Origin of the sequence: Streptomyces sp. P13-3-3 (genome assembly GCF_050571355.1) — a bacterium.
Taxonomy (GTDB): domain Bacteria; phylum Actinomycetota; class Actinomycetes; order Streptomycetales; family Streptomycetaceae; genus Streptomyces; species Streptomyces althioticus.
This window is the reverse complement of sequence record NZ_CP192228.1, coordinates 4,940,345-4,954,433: the sequence shown is the minus strand read 5'-3', so window position 1 is coordinate 4,954,433 and position 14,089 is coordinate 4,940,345. Positions and strand designations below refer to the sequence as shown.

Annotated in this window: 8 protein-coding genes; 3 read left to right on the top strand and 5 right to left on the bottom strand. The window is 71.6% G+C overall.

The features are described from left to right. Window positions 1-105: 105 nt before the first annotated feature. Both ACQZOG_RS22635 and nrdR read right to left on the bottom strand, forming a co-directional pair. Entirely contained in the window at window positions 106-3,000 is a 2,895-nt protein-coding gene (locus ACQZOG_RS22635) for a vitamin B12-dependent ribonucleotide reductase (protein WP_037642006.1), read from the bottom strand. Between the two features lie 165 nt (window positions 3,001-3,165). Then, entirely contained in the window at window positions 3,166-3,723 is a 558-nt protein-coding gene (gene nrdR / locus ACQZOG_RS22630) for a transcriptional regulator NrdR (protein ID WP_033277000.1), read from the bottom strand. Between the two features lie 588 nt (window positions 3,724-4,311). On the opposite strand from nrdR, the gene lexA reads away from it, so the two are divergent. Next, on the top strand, window positions 4,312-5,091 hold the full coding sequence (lexA, locus tag ACQZOG_RS22625) for a transcriptional repressor LexA (protein ID WP_033277001.1): 780 nt from the start codon (window positions 4,312-4,314) through the stop codon (window positions 5,089-5,091). Between the two features lie 714 nt (window positions 5,092-5,805). Here lexA and ACQZOG_RS22620 read toward each other — a convergent pair. Continuing rightward, window positions 5,806-7,776 carry an ATP-dependent DNA helicase gene (locus tag ACQZOG_RS22620; RefSeq protein WP_037642004.1) on the bottom strand — a complete coding sequence of 657 codons (1,971 nt, stop codon included), beginning with the start codon at window positions 7,774-7,776 and terminating at the stop codon, window positions 5,806-5,808. Window positions 7,777-8,129: 353 nt separating this feature from the next. Between ACQZOG_RS22620 and ACQZOG_RS22615 the strand changes: the two genes are divergently transcribed. Next, a complete protein-coding gene (locus ACQZOG_RS22615; protein ID WP_351035481.1) occupies window positions 8,130-9,353 on the top strand; it encodes a trypsin-like serine peptidase in 1,224 nt (407 codons plus the stop codon). Window positions 9,354-9,454: 101 nt separating this feature from the next. Continuing rightward, on the top strand, window positions 9,455-10,660 hold the full coding sequence (locus ACQZOG_RS22610) for a trypsin-like serine peptidase (protein WP_058917080.1): 1,206 nt from the start codon (window positions 9,455-9,457) through the stop codon (window positions 10,658-10,660). Window positions 10,661-10,730: 70 nt separating this feature from the next. On the opposite strand, the gene hflX is transcribed toward ACQZOG_RS22610, so the two are convergent. After that, the gene (gene hflX / locus ACQZOG_RS22605) at window positions 10,731-12,224 is read right to left on the bottom strand and encodes a GTPase HflX (protein ID WP_033277005.1); all 1,494 of its coding nucleotides are present in this window, start codon (window positions 12,222-12,224) and stop codon (window positions 10,731-10,733) included. A 158-nt stretch (window positions 12,225-12,382) separates the two neighbouring features. Further along, window positions 12,383-13,966, bottom strand: coding sequence for a M1 family metallopeptidase (locus ACQZOG_RS22600; protein WP_359596947.1), 1,584 nt, complete (start codon window positions 13,964-13,966; stop codon window positions 12,383-12,385). Window positions 13,967-14,089: the final 123 nt, after the last annotated feature.

Here is a 14,089-nt window from a genome sequence, read left to right as displayed (position 1 = left end):
AGGGTCACGGACAGCAGCGCGGAACGCCCGAGGGCGGTGGCACCGGTGTCCCGGTACCACCGCCCTCACCGTCTCACCGCCGGGCAGTGCCCGGACGGGTCGGCGTCAGCTGCAGCCGCTGGTGGAGCCGCAGCCCTCGCAGATGTAGCAGGAGCCGGCGCGCTGCATCTTCGTGCCGCAGGAGAAGCACAGCGGGGCGTCGGCCTGGATGCCCAGCTGCATCTCCACCAGCTCGGCGCTGGTGTGGGCCTGCTTCGGGGCGGGCTTGGCCGCCTCGGTCTCGGCCTTCGGCGTGGAGACCGCCTTCAGCTCCTGGGCGCGCGGCGCCGACTGGGCCAGGCCCTCGACGTCGACCTCGTCGTCGGTCGGCTCGTAGGAGCCGGTCTCCAGGTGACGCTGACGCTCCTCGGCGGAGTGGATGCCGAGCGCGGAGCGCGTCTCGAACGGCAGGAAGTCCAGCGCCAGGCGGCGGAAGATGTAGTCGACGATCGACTGCGCCATCCGCACGTCCGGGTCGTCCGTCATGCCGGCCGGCTCGAAGCGCATGTTGGTGAACTTCGAGACGTACGTCTCCAGCGGCACGCCGTACTGGAGGCCCACCGAGACGGCGATGGAGAAGGCGTCCATCATGCCCGCGAGCGTCGAGCCCTGCTTCGACATCTTCAGGAAGACCTCGCCGAGACCGTCGTCCGGGTAGGAGTTGGCGGTCATGTAGCCCTCGGCGCCGCCCACCGTGAAGGAGGTGGTGATGCCGGGACGGCCCTTCGGGAGGCGCTTGCGGACCGGGCGGTACTCGACGACCTTCTCGACCGCGGCGCGGATCGTCTCCTCGGCCTTCTCCGTGACCTCGGCCTTCTCCTTCTCCTTGGTCTTGGCGGAGAGGGGCTGGCCGACCTTGCAGTTGTCGCGGTAGATGGCGAGCGCCTTGACGCCCAGCTTCCAGGCCTCGAAGTAGATCTCCTCGACCTCCTCGACGGTCGCCGTCTCCGGCATGTTGACCGTCTTGGAGATGGCGCCGGAGATCCACGGCTGGATCGCGGCCATCATGCGGACGTGGCCCATCGGGGAGATGGCGCGCTCGCCCATGGCGCAGTCGAACACCTCGTAGTGCTCGGTCTTGAGGCCGGGGGCGTCGATCACATTGCCGTTCTCGGCGATGTGGGCGACGATCGCCTCGATCTGCTCCTCCTGGTAGCCCAGGCGGCGCAGGGCCTGCGGGACGGTGCCGTTGACGATCTGCATCGAGCCGCCGCCGACCAGCTTCTTGAACTTGACCAGGGCGAGGTCGGGCTCGACACCGGTGGTGTCGCAGGACATCGCCAGGCCGATGGTGCCGGTCGGGGCGAGCACCGACGCCTGGGCGTTGCGGAAGCCGTTCTTCTCGCCGAGGCGCAGGACGTCCTGCCAGGCCTCGGTGGCGGCGGCCCACACCGGGGTGTCCAGGTCGTCCATGCGCGTGGCGGTGCCGTTGGCGTCGGCGTGCTGCTTCATGACGCGCTTGTGGGCGTCGGCGTTGCGGGCGTAGCCGTCGTACGGGCCGACGATCGCGGCGAGCTCGGCGGAGCGGCGGTAGGCGGTGCCGGTCATCAGGGAGGTGATGGACCCGGCGAGGGCGCGGCCGCCGTCGGAGTCGTAGGCGTGGCCGGTGGCCATCAGCAGGGCGCCGAGGTTGGCGTAGCCGATGCCGAGCTGGCGGAAGGCGCGGGTGTTCTCACCGATCTTCTCGGTCGGGAAGTCCGCGAAGCAGATCGAGATGTCCATCGCGGTGATGACCAGCTCGACGACCTTCTGGAAGCGCTCGGTCTGGAACGACTGGTTGCCCTTGCCGTCGTCCTTGAGGAACTTCATCAGGTTCAGCGAGGCCAGGTTGCAGGACGTGTTGTCCAGGTGCATGTACTCGCTGCACGGGTTCGACGCGGTGATCCGGCCGGACTCGGGGCAGGTGTGCCAGTGGTTGATGACGCCGTCGTACTGGATGCCCGGGTCGGCGCAGGCCCACGCGGCCTCGGCGATCTTGCGGAAGAGCGACTTGGCGTCGACCTCCTCGATGACCTCGCCGGTCATGCGGGCACGCAGGCCGAACTTGCCGCCCTTCTCGACAGCCTCCATGAACTCGTCGTTGACGCGCACGGAGTTGTTGGCGTTCTGGTACTGGACGGAGGCGATGTCGTCGCCGCCCAGGTCCATGTCGAAGCCCGCGTCGCGCAGGACGCGGATCTTCTCCTCCTCCTTGACCTTCGTCTCGACGAAGTCCTCGATGTCGGGGTGGTCGACGTCGAGCACGACCATCTTCGCCGCGCGGCGGGTGGCGCCGCCGGACTTGATGGTGCCGGCGGAGGCGTCGGCGCCGCGCATGAAGGAGACGGGGCCGGAGGCGTTGCCGCCGGAGGAGAGCAGCTCCTTGGAGGAGCGGATGCGGGAGAGGTTCAGGCCGGCGCCGGAGCCGCCCTTGAAGATCATGCCCTCTTCCTTGTACCAGTCGAGGATCGACTCCATGGAGTCGTCGACGGACAGGATGAAGCAGGCGCTGACCTGCTGCGGCTGGGGCGTGCCCACGTTGAACCACACGGGGCTGTTGAAGCTGAAGATCTGGTGCAGGAGGGCGTAGGCCAGCTCGTGCTCGAAGATCTCGGCGTCGGCGGGCGAGGCGAAGTACTTGTTGTCCTCGCCGGCCTTCCGGTACGTCTTCACGATGCGGTCGATCAGCTGCTTGAGGCTGGTCTCGCGCTGCGGGGTGCCGACGGCGCCCCGGAAGTACTTGCTGGTGACGATGTTGACCGCGTTCACCGACCAGAAGTCGGGGAACTCCACGCCGCGCTGCTCGAAGTTGACCGAGCCGTCGCGCCAGTTGGTCATGACGACGTCACGGCGCTCCCAGGCCACCTCGTCGTACGGGTGGACCCCCGGGGTGGTGTGAATGCGCTCGACCCGCAGTCCCTTGCCGGCCTTGCTCGCCTTGGCTCGGGAACTACGTGCCGGACCGCTCGCCGTCTCTGTCATGCCGCCTCCCTGATACGGGCGAAAACGCCCTGAAGTGCCCCGATGTTCCCGTGGCACGGTGTTCTGTCTGATGCTGCGGGCACCCACTCGCCTGCCCGCAACAGGTCTTCTGCGTCGCCGGCCGAACCGGTCCCCGGACCCTCGCGTCCGGGGCCGGACCGCCGCTCAGCCGGCGGCGGGAGCGGGCGCGGGGACCTGCACGGTCCCCTCCTGCCCGCTGTCGTCTTCCTGGCTCCCCGGGGCGGCCCCGTCGCCGCCCCCGTCGCCCTCGGCGGGCCGCTCCACCCGCCGGAGTTCCGCGATCGCGGCCTCGAAGTCCTCCAGCGAGTCGAACGCCCGGTAGACGGACGCGAACCGCAGGTAGGCCACGAGGTCGAGTTCCTGCAACGGGCCGAGTATGGCCAGCCCCACGTCGTGGGTGGTCAGCTCGGCACTCCCGGTGGCCCGCACCGCTTCCTCGACCCGCTGGCCGAGCTGGGCGAGGGCGTCCTCCGTGACGGGCCGTCCCTGGCACGCCTTGCGCACACCGTTGATGATCTTGGTGCGGCTGAACGGCTCGGTGACTCCCGACCGCTTGACCACCATGAGCGAACACGTCTCCACGGTCGTGAAACGACGGGAGCAGTCCGGGCACTGGCGGCGCCGGCGGATCGACGTGCCGTCGTCGGTCGTACGGCTGTCGACGACACGGCTGTCGGGGTGCCTGCAGAAGGGGCAGTGCATGATTCCCAACCCTCCTCACAGCAGACTCAATGACCTCGCCAGGCCTCAGGGGCCTCACGAAGCAGCACCAGCATAGGCGATCGCGGAGCCTCCGGAGACCGGGGGGACCACAACTTCTGGGCTGCTGCCGCAATCCAACCACTACATGTGGGGATTGGCTCATACATCGAGGCTGATACGCGTGTCGCGCGCCAGAGGGGGAAAACGCCCCTGGAGCCATGCCCGCGGCGAGGCCGGCGGGCCGCGCACGGGTGGACTCCGATGGCTCCCGCCCGTTGCGGAGAAGACGTGCCGGAGACGGGGAGGGGGCGTGCCGCTCCGGAAGAGGGCGGGGCCGCTTCACGCGCGCGGGAGCCCACGATGGCAGACTGAGTCCGCGCGCCGCGAGGCCGCCGCCCCGGCGGAGACCTCGGCGGTGAAGAGTACAACAAATGGCCCGTTTGTCCGGCAGGAAGTGCGGCGACCAATACACCTCGGCGAAAGAGCGCGTGCCGCAATTCGCGATTTTTCACTCGAACGTGTGTTTGGCGCAACCTTTCGAAAGCATCTACCGTTGTGCTGCAGGGAGACCATCGAGAGGGGCCGACCGTGACCACCACCGCAGACAGTGCCGCCATCACTGCCCAGGACCGCTCCCAGGGCCGCATCGAGCCGGTGCATGCGATGAACGAAGCCACGCATCCCGAGGCGCACAAGCGCTCCCTGCCGGGCCGACCTCCCGGCATCCGGGCGGACAGCTCCGGACTCACCGACCGCCAACGCCGGGTCATCGAGGTCATCAGGGACTCGGTGCAGCGGCGCGGGTACCCGCCGTCGATGCGGGAGATCGGCCAGGCGGTCGGGCTCTCCAGCACCTCCTCCGTCGCGCACCAGCTCATGGCGCTGGAGCGCAAGGGTTTCCTGCGCCGTGACCCGCACCGTCCGCGCGCGTACGAGGTGCGGGGGTCCGACCAGGCCGCGTCCGTGCAGCCGACGGACACCGCCGGCAAGCCCGCCGCGTCCTACGTGCCGCTGGTCGGCCGGATCGCCGCCGGTGGCCCGATCCTCGCGGAGGAGTCCGTCGAGGACGTCTTCCCGCTGCCCCGGCAGCTCGTCGGTGACGGTGAGCTGTTCGTGCTGAAGGTCGTGGGTGACTCGATGATCGAGGCCGCGATCTGCGACGGCGACTGGGTCACGGTCCGCCGCCAGCCGGTCGCCGAGAACGGCGACATCGTGGCGGCGATGCTCGATGGCGAGGCGACCGTGAAGCGGTTCAAGCGGGAGGACGGCCATGTGTGGCTGCTCCCGCACAACGCGGCCTACGAGCCGATCCCCGGCGACGACGCGACGATCCTCGGCAAGGTGGTGGCCGTCCTCCGCCGCGTCTGACCCCGGCGGGACGCCGGGCCACCCCTTCGGCCCTCCCCGCCCCCTGACCGGACCCCGGAACCCCTGCGCCGGTTCCGGGGTCCTGTGCTGCCTGAGGGCGCCTCTGGCGCCCCGCTGTCTCCTCGGCGGACGAGGGCTGCCGACACGGCCCCGGGCGCGGCTCAGGAGCCTTGTCATGACGCCGTGCCGCCCCGATGCCTCGGGCTTACAGCCCTGGACTACGCGGCTCCGTGCAAGCCCCGCACCGGCGTCGGACGGCCGCCGGGGTGCCGCTCCGGGTGCGCGCCAGGCGCGGTCTCCCGTGCGGAGTACTGCGCACGGTGTGGCCGCGGCCGGGCCGCCCGGCCACTCGGGCTCCGCACACCGAGCGGCCCGGCGGACTTGGCGGCCGTGAGACGCCCCCGGACGGGCGCCTTGGGCGCCCGGGCCAGGCCGGCTGAGAGCCCGCCGCCGCGTGCGAACGAGCCTGCGCACCGCAGCCTCGCAGGGCCCGCCTCCGACCTCCCACGAGGACACAAGCCCTCACACACCCCGAGAGGGCACCGGAGCCCCGGACCCGGTCGCGCCGCGCTGATCGCCCTCGGAGCTCAACCTCCATGGTGTCCAGGGGGCACCTAACCCCGGTTGCCGGCCCTGCTCCGCCTTCCCGGCGGTCGTATCGATCGCCCCGAGGCGCGGCCCCGCCTCCCCTGGGTCACCGGCCCCGCGCCCGTCCTAGTCCGTCTGCTTCGCCGCCGCGTCGATCGCCGACAAAGACTTCCGCACCTGGTTGCGATCCGTCGTGTACCAGAAGTCCGGCATCGATGCCTTCAGATAGCTGCCGTAGCGCGCCGTCGCCAGGCGGGGGTCCAGGACCGCCACCACTCCACGGTCGCCCGAGGCGCGGACCAGGCGGCCCGCTCCCTGGGCCATCAGCAGCGCCGCGTGCGTCGCGGCGACCGCCATGAAGCCGTTGCCACCGGCCTCCTCCACGGCCTTCTGCCGCGCGCTCATCAGCGGGTCGTCGGGACGCGGGAACGGGATCTTGTCCATGACGACCAGCTGGCAGCTCGGCCCGGGGACGTCCACGCCCTGCCACAGCGACAGCGTGCCGAAGAGACACGTCCGCGGATCCGCCGCGAAGTTCTTGATCAGCTCGCCGAGCGTCTCCTCGCCCTGGAGGAGGATCGGGTACTCCGGGATCCGCGACCGCAGCTCCTCCGCCGCGAGCTGGGCCGCCCGCATCGACGAGAACAACCCCAGCGTGCGGCCCCCGGCCGCCTGGATCAGCTCCGTGAGCTCGTCCAGCATGTCCTTGCGGTCCCCGTCCCGAGCCGGGCGGGCCAGGTGCTTGGCCACGTACAGGATGCCCTGCTTCGGGTAGTCGAACGGCGAGCCGACGTCCACGCCCTTCCACTGCGGGAGGTCCTCACCCTCGGCGCCCTCGGGGCCGAGCCCCAGCGACGCCCCCACGCCGTTGAAGTCGCCGCCCAGCTTCAGCGTCGCGGACGTCAGCACGACCGAGCGGTCGGTGAACAGCTTCTCCCGCAGCAGCCCCGAGACGGACATGGGCGCGACCCGCAGCGAGGCCCCGAAGCGGTCGTGCCGCTCGTACCAGACGACGTCCCACTCGGAGCCGTGGGTGATCCGCTCCGCCACGTCGTGGACGCTCTCCACCGAGGCCAGTGCCTGCTTGCGCACCGCGTCCTCGTCCTGGACCGACTTGTCGCGGGTGGAGCCGATCGCGGAGATCACCGTGCGGCACGCGTCGCGCAACGCCATCAGCGCGTAGCCGAGATCCTCCGGGATCTCCTCCAGCCGGCCGGGCAGGGCGAGCTCCATCAGCCGCTCGAAGCCCTCGGCGGCCGTCTGCAACTGGTCGGCCGCCTTCTCGTTCACCAGCTTCGCCGCGCGCCGCACCGCGCGGTTCACCTGCCCCGGGGTGAGCTCGCCGGTGGCCACCCCGGTCACCCGGGAGACCAGCTCGTGCGCCTCGTCCACGATCAGCACCTCGTGCTGCGGCAGCACCGGCGCGCCCTCGATGGCGTCGATGGCGAGCAGCGCGTGGTTGGTGACGATCACCTCGGCCAGCTTGGCGCGCTCACGGGCCGCCTCGGCGAAGCACTCCGCGCCGTACGCGCACTTCGTGGCGCCCAGGCACTCCCGCGAGGACACCGACACCTGGGACCAGGCCCGGTCGGACACGCCGGGCGTGAGGTCGTCCCGGTCGCCGGTCTCCGTCTCGTCCGACCAGTCGCGCAGCCGGAGCAGGTCCTGGCCCAGCTTGCTGGTGGGGGCGGCCGCCTCGAACTGGTCGAAGAGGCCCTCCTCCTCGTCCTGCGGGACGCCCTCGTGCAGCCGGTGCAGGCACAGGTAGTTCGACCGGCCCTTGAGCATGGCGAACTCCGGGCGGCGACGCAGCAGCGGATGCAGCGCCTCCACCGTGCGCGGCAGGTCCCGCTCCACCAGCTGCCGCTGGAGCGCCAGGGTCGCCGTCGCCACGACGACCCGCTCTCCGTGCGCGAGCGCGGGCACCAGGTAGCCCAGGGACTTACCGGTGCCGGTGCCGGCCTGGACGAGCAGATGGGCGCCGTCGTCGATCGCCTCGGCGACGGCTTCGGCCATGGCCACCTGACCGGGGCGCTCCGTGCCGCCGACGGCGGTGACGGCAGCATGCAGGAGTTCGGGGAGTGAGGGCTGAGTCATAGCCCGACCAACCCTACGGCCCCCCACCGACAATCGTGCGCGCACACGGAGGACGACCGGGGCGGCCGGCGCCCCGCGCCCGAAGCACCGCCCCCGCGCACGGCGCGCGGAAGGACCGCCGCCGCTACCACGCCCCGCGCCCCCACGCCCCCGCTCCACGAGATCCGCACACGACCGGCCAGGTCAGACGCCTTGTAGCCGAACCGTTGCCGTTCCGTCGGACGTCCCCCACGGCGAAGCCCTAGTGTGTGGTGCCGTTGTCCCAAGCCGTCGGAGCGGCGACCGACTCGTCCGGGTCGGACGCGAAGACCGGCGTCGTACCACCATCGTTCGTTCAACGGGGAGTTCAGATCATGCGATCCATACGGCCGTCGTCCACCGCACGCCGCGAGAGGAGGCGGTCGCGCAGAACCTCCCCCGTGCTGGCGGCAGTTGCCCTCGCCTCCGCGCTCGCCCTGACCACCACCGCGTGCGAGTCGGGAGACACCGACGCGAGCGACGACGCCTCCGCGACGGCCGCCGCCGACGACGGCAAGCTCAAGATCCCCAACGACCTCGCGGACCGGCTCAAGGAGCACGGGATCGACCTCGACAAGTGGCGGGACGGCGCCTGGAAGAACTGGGACAAGGACAAGTGGCTGCGTGAGGCGCAGGACTTCGTCAACCCGATCATCGAGGACCTGTGGGACCCGGACCGCATGCGGGACGCGGACGAGCCCGACCAGCCGGAGGTCGACGAGAACGACATCTCCGGCGACCAGGGCGTCACCGACCCGACGCCGGATCCGGTGCAGGCGAAGGCCGTGCCGACGTCGTACCACCAGAACGCGCCCACCGCGGGGAAGGTCTTCTTCGACTCCCCCGAGGGCACGATGGTCTGCTCCGCGACGGTCGTCGAGGACCCGGCCAACCCCGGCAAGTCCAACATGGTGTGGACCGCGGGCCACTGCGTGCACGCGGGCAAGAAGGGCGGCTGGTACCGCAACATCGCCTTCGTGCCGTCGTACAACGACTCGGGCATGTCGGCGGCGGAGCTCGGCGGGGCCACCAAGGAGGAGGTCGCTCCCTACGGCATGTGGTGGGGCGACTGGGCGCAGACCTCGGACCAGTGGATCGAGCAGGGCGGCGCGACCGGCGGTGACGGCGCCTCGTACGACTTCGCCGTCATCCACGTGACGCCGGAGAAGGGCGGCGACGGCAAGTCGCTGGAGGAGACGGTCGGTGCGGCCATGCCGGTCGACTTCAACGCGCCCGCGGTGCCGAAGATCGAGGAGATGACGGCGATCGGCTACCCGGCCGCGCCGCCGTACGACGGGCAGGCCCTGTACTCCTGCGAGGACAAGCCGGGCCGGCTGTCGCTGAGCGCGTCCGATCCGACGATGTACCGCATCGGGTGCAGCATGACCGCCGGTTCCTCCGGTGGCGGCTGGATCGCGGCCGGCCAGGACGGGAAGCCGGCGCTGGTCTCCAACACCTCCATCGGCCCGGTGACGACCGGCTGGCTGGCCGGGCCGCGGCTCGGCAAGGAGGCCAAGGGCGTCTACGACGCGGTGAGTGAGAAGTTCGCCGGTCAGTGACCGGACCGTCCGCCCCGGGTGGCGCCGCGCACCCGGGGCGGACGACGCGGCACCGCAGCGGCGGCACACGAATTCTGAGCAGTGACGGGGGTCACCACAGCATGCGTTCCCTCTCCACGTCCGTCCCGCGCCGGCGCGGACGGCGGACCGCCCTCGCCGCGAGCGCCCTGCTCGCCGCGGTGGCGCTCACCGCGACCGCCTGCGGCGGGTCCACGGAGGACAAGGCGGCCGACCGGCCCGATGCCACGGCGAGCCGCGCCGGGGACGACGCCGGCGGCGGCCGCGTCCCCGCCGACCTCGCCGACCGTCTGAAGGACCACGGCATCGACGTGGACCGCTGGCGGGACGGCGGCTGGAAGGACTGGGACAAGGACGAGTGGCTGCGCGAGGCGCGGGACTTCGTCAACCCGGTCGTCGAGGGCCTCTGGAAGCCGGAGCGGATGCGGTCCGCCGAGGAGGCCGAGAAGACGGTCACCACGAAGGACGCCTCCGCGGCCCAGGGCCTGAGCGACCCGGAGCCGGCACCGGTGACCGCGCAGGCGGAGAAGACGCCGTACCACGAGAACGCGGCCCCGGTCGGGAAGGTGTTCTTCGACTCCCCCGAGGGCCCGGCCGTCTGCTCCGGCACGGTCGTCAAGGACGTCAACCACCCGGGGAAGTCCAACCTCGTGTGGACCGCCGGGCACTGTGTGCACGCGGGCGGGAACGGCGGCTGGTACCGCAACATCGTCTTCGTCCCGGCCTACAACGACCACGGCCGGTCCGAGGCGGAGCTGAGCCGGGCGGGCGCCTCCGAGATCGCCCCGTACGGCAACTGGTGGGCGGACTGGGCGTCGACGTCGAACGGCTGGATCCAGGGCGGTTCCGAGAGCGGCGGCGACGGGGCGGCGTACGACTACGCCGTGCTGCACGTGCAGCCGGAACAGGGCTCGAAGTCCCTGGAGGAGACCGTCGGCGCCGCGCTGGACGTGGACTTCTCCGACCCGGCCGCCGCCGAGGCGGGCACGATGGGCGCCTGGGGCTACCCGGCGGCGCCGCCGTACAACGGGCTGCGGATGTTCAAGTGCCTGGACAGCCCGGGCCGCTTCTCGCTGGCCCCGAACCTGCCGGACATGTACCGCATCGGCTGCACGATGACCGGCGGTTCGTCCGGCGGCGGCTGGTTCCGGGTGGTGAACGGCGAGACGGTCCTGGTGTCGAACACCTCGATCGGCCCGCTGGACCACACCTGGCTCGCGGGCCCGCGGCTCGGTGCGGACGCCGAGGCGCTGTACCAGAACATGAGCAGGACCTACGGCGGCCGCTGAGCCGCACGCGACGAGGGCCCGCCCCCTGCGCTCGGCAGGGGGCGGGCCCTCTCACATGTCCGCGGTCCGGTCAGCCGGCCGGGGTGGGAACGTACGGCGCGAACTCCGCCGCCAGCTCCTCGTGCACCCGCACCTTGAGCAGGGTGCCCTCCGGGGTGTGCTCCTCGGAGAGGACCTCGCCCTCGTCGTGCGCGCGGGCGACCAGCTTGCCGTGGGTGTACGGCACGAGGGCCTCGATCTCCATCGACGGGCGGGGCAGCTCGCTGTCTATCAGGGCGAGCAGCTCCGGGATGCCCCGGCCGGTGCGGGCCGAGACGGCGATGGAGCGGGGCTCCACCCGGAGCAGCCGCTGCAGGGTCAGCGGGTCCGCCGCGTCCGCCTTGTTGATCACGACGATCTCGGGCACGCCGGTGGCGCCGACGTCCCGGATCACCTCGCGCACGGCGGCGAGCTGCTCCTCCGGGTTCGGGTGCGAGCCGTCCACCACGTGGAGGATGAGATCGGAGTCGCCGACCTCCTCCATGGTGGAGCGGAACGCCTCGACCAGGTGGTGCGGCAGGTGCCGGACGAAGCCGACGGTGTCGGCCAGCGTGTAGAGCCGGCCGCTCGGGGTCTCGGCCCGGCGCACGGTCGGGTCGAGGGTGGCGAACAGGGCGTTCTCCACCAGTACACCCGCGCCGGTGAGGCGGTTGAGCAGCGAGGACTTGCCTGCGTTGGTGTAGCCCGCGATGGCGACGGACGGCACCTTGTTGCGCTTGCGCTCCTGGCGCTTGATCTCGCGGCCGGTCTTCATCTCCGCGATCTCCCGGCGCATCTTCGCCATCTTCTCGCGGATCCGGCGCCGGTCCGTCTCGATCTTGGTCTCACCGGGACCACGGGTGGCGAGGCCGCCGCCCTTGCCGCCGCCCATCTGCCGGGACAGCGACTGACCCCAGCCGCGCAGCCGCGGCAGCATGTACTGCATCTGCGCGAGCGCGACCTGCGCCTTGCCCTCTCGGGACTTGGCGTGCTGGGCGAAGATGTCGAGGATCAGGGCCGTACGGTCGATAACCTTGACCTTGACGACGTCCTCGAGGTGGATGAGCTGGCCGGGGCTGAGCTCACCGTCGCAGATGACGGTGTCCGCGCCCGACTCGAGCACGATGTCGCGCAGCTCCTCGGCCTTGCCGGAGCCGATGTAGGTGGCCGCGTCCGGCTTGTCCCGGCGCTGGATCACGCCGTCGAGGACGAGGGCGCCCGCCGTCTCGGCGAGGGCGGCGAGCTCCGCGAGGGAGTTCTCGGCGTCCTGCGCGGTGCCCGAGGTCCACACCCCGACGAGCACGACGCGCTCCAGGCGGAGCTGCCGGTACTCGACCTCGGTGACGTCCTCGAGCTCGGTGGAGAGGCCGGCAACGCGACGCAGGGCCGCGCGCTCGGAGCGGTCGAACTGGTCGCCGTCCCGCTCTCCGTCGATCTCGAAGCTCCAGGCGACGTCCTCTTCCATCAGGGCATCGGCCCGAAGACCCTCGGCCTGGCTGTGCGCGAAGCGGTTGGTGTCCTGGGAAGGGGAAGAAGAGGAGGTCATTGGGTCCTTACGTCGTCGGTGTGCCGTCTGCGGCGACGGACACGGCCGGGAGGCCTTCCGTCACTGTCCACAACGTCCGGGTACCCCGGGAGATTCCCGTTGTCCCTGTCGCGCGGACCTGACGATGGTCGCACGGTACGGCTCGTCTCGTCACCGTGTTATTCCCCGCCCGCGTCCGGCCGATGCCCGTGCGGGCCGGGCAGGAGCCCGTGCGGGTGCTCGCGGGTGTGGGGGCCGGGCTCCTCCGCCACGGCACGCTTCGAGGACCGCCAGTCGGGGTGGCCGGGCATCGGCGGGGTGGTGTCGTCGTACAGCCAGGCGTGCAGGAAGCCGGTGAGGTCGCGTCCCGCGGTCTCGGAGGCGAGCCGGACGAAGTCGGCCGTGGAGGCGTTGCCGTCGCGGTGCCGGTCGACCCAGGCGCGCTCCAGCCGGTCGAACGCCTCCTGCCCGATCTCCTGGCGCAGGGCGTAGAGCACCAGCGCGGCGCCGCCGTAGACGCCGGGGCGGAAGATGCCGATCTTGCGGCCCGGCTCGGGCGGCTTGGGTGCGGCCGGCGCTCCTCCGGCGGCGCGCCACCCGTCGGAGGACTCGTACGCGGCCCGCATCCGGGCCTCCAGGGTCCTGCCGCCGCGCTTCTCGGCGTACAGCGCCTCGTACCAGGTGGCGTGCCCCTCGTTGAGCCACAGGTCGGCCCAGGTGCGGGGGCTGACGCTGTCGCCGAACCACTGGTGGGCCAGCTCGTGCACCATGATCGACTCGACGTACCAGGCGGGCAGGGCGGGGTCGGTGAACAGGTCGCGCTCGAAGAGGGAGAGCGTCTGGGTCTCCAGGGCGAAGCCGGTGGAGGCCTCGGCGAGCAGCAGGCCGTAGGTGGCGAAGGGGTAGCGGCCGACCCGGGCCTCCATCCAGGAGATCTGCGCCGGGGTCTTCGCCAGCCAGGGTTCGAGGGCGGCGCGGTGCTCGGTGGGGACGACGTCCCGCAGGGGCAGGTCGTGGGGTCCGGTGCGGTGCAGGACGGTGGAGCGGCCGATGGACACCTGGGCGAGTTCGGTGGCCATGGGGTTGCGGGTGCGGTAGCTCCAGGTGGTGGTGCCGGGGGCGCGGTCGACCGCGGTGGGCAGGCCGTTGGCGACGGCCGTGTATCCCTCCGGGACCGTGAGGCGGAAGGTGAACATCGCCTTGTCGGACGGGTGGTCGTTGCACGGGAACACCAGATGGGCCGCGTCCGCCTGGTTGGCGAGGGCGAGGCCGTCGGCGGTGCGCACCCAGCCGCCCTCGCGGTCGCCGGGCCGGGGGTCGCTGGTGTGCCGGACGGTGATGCGCACCGAGTCGCCCGGGGCGAGGCCGCCGTCGGGGGTGATCACCAGGTCCTCGCCCACGCCGGTGAAGACGGCCGGCTCGCCGTCGACCTCGACGGAGCGGACCGTGCCGTGGGCGAAGTCCAGGTTGATCCGGTCCAGCTCGGCGGTGATGCGGGCGTCGACGGTGGTGACGGCCTCGAGCGGCCGGTCGTTGCTGCCGGGATAGGTGAGGTCCAGGTCGTACGCCTGTACGTCGTAGCCGGGGTTGCCGAGGTGCGGGAAGAGCGGGTCGCCGATGCCGAGCGGTTCGGCGGGCGCGCTCGCGGCGACCAGGCAGACGCCGACGGCGGAGGCGAGCAGGGCCTGGGCGGTGCGGCGGCGGGCGCGGGGCGCCGGGCGTCGCGGGGTCTGCGGGACGGTGCGGCGGGAGGTGAGCGGCATGCCTCACGGCTATCAGCGCGGACGTGCGCCGCTGCGGCGGCGCGCTCCCGACCCACCCGATCGGGTAATCACACCGCACGGGTCTGTGCGCCGGGTGCCGTCACTCGGGGGGCCCGGTCAGGG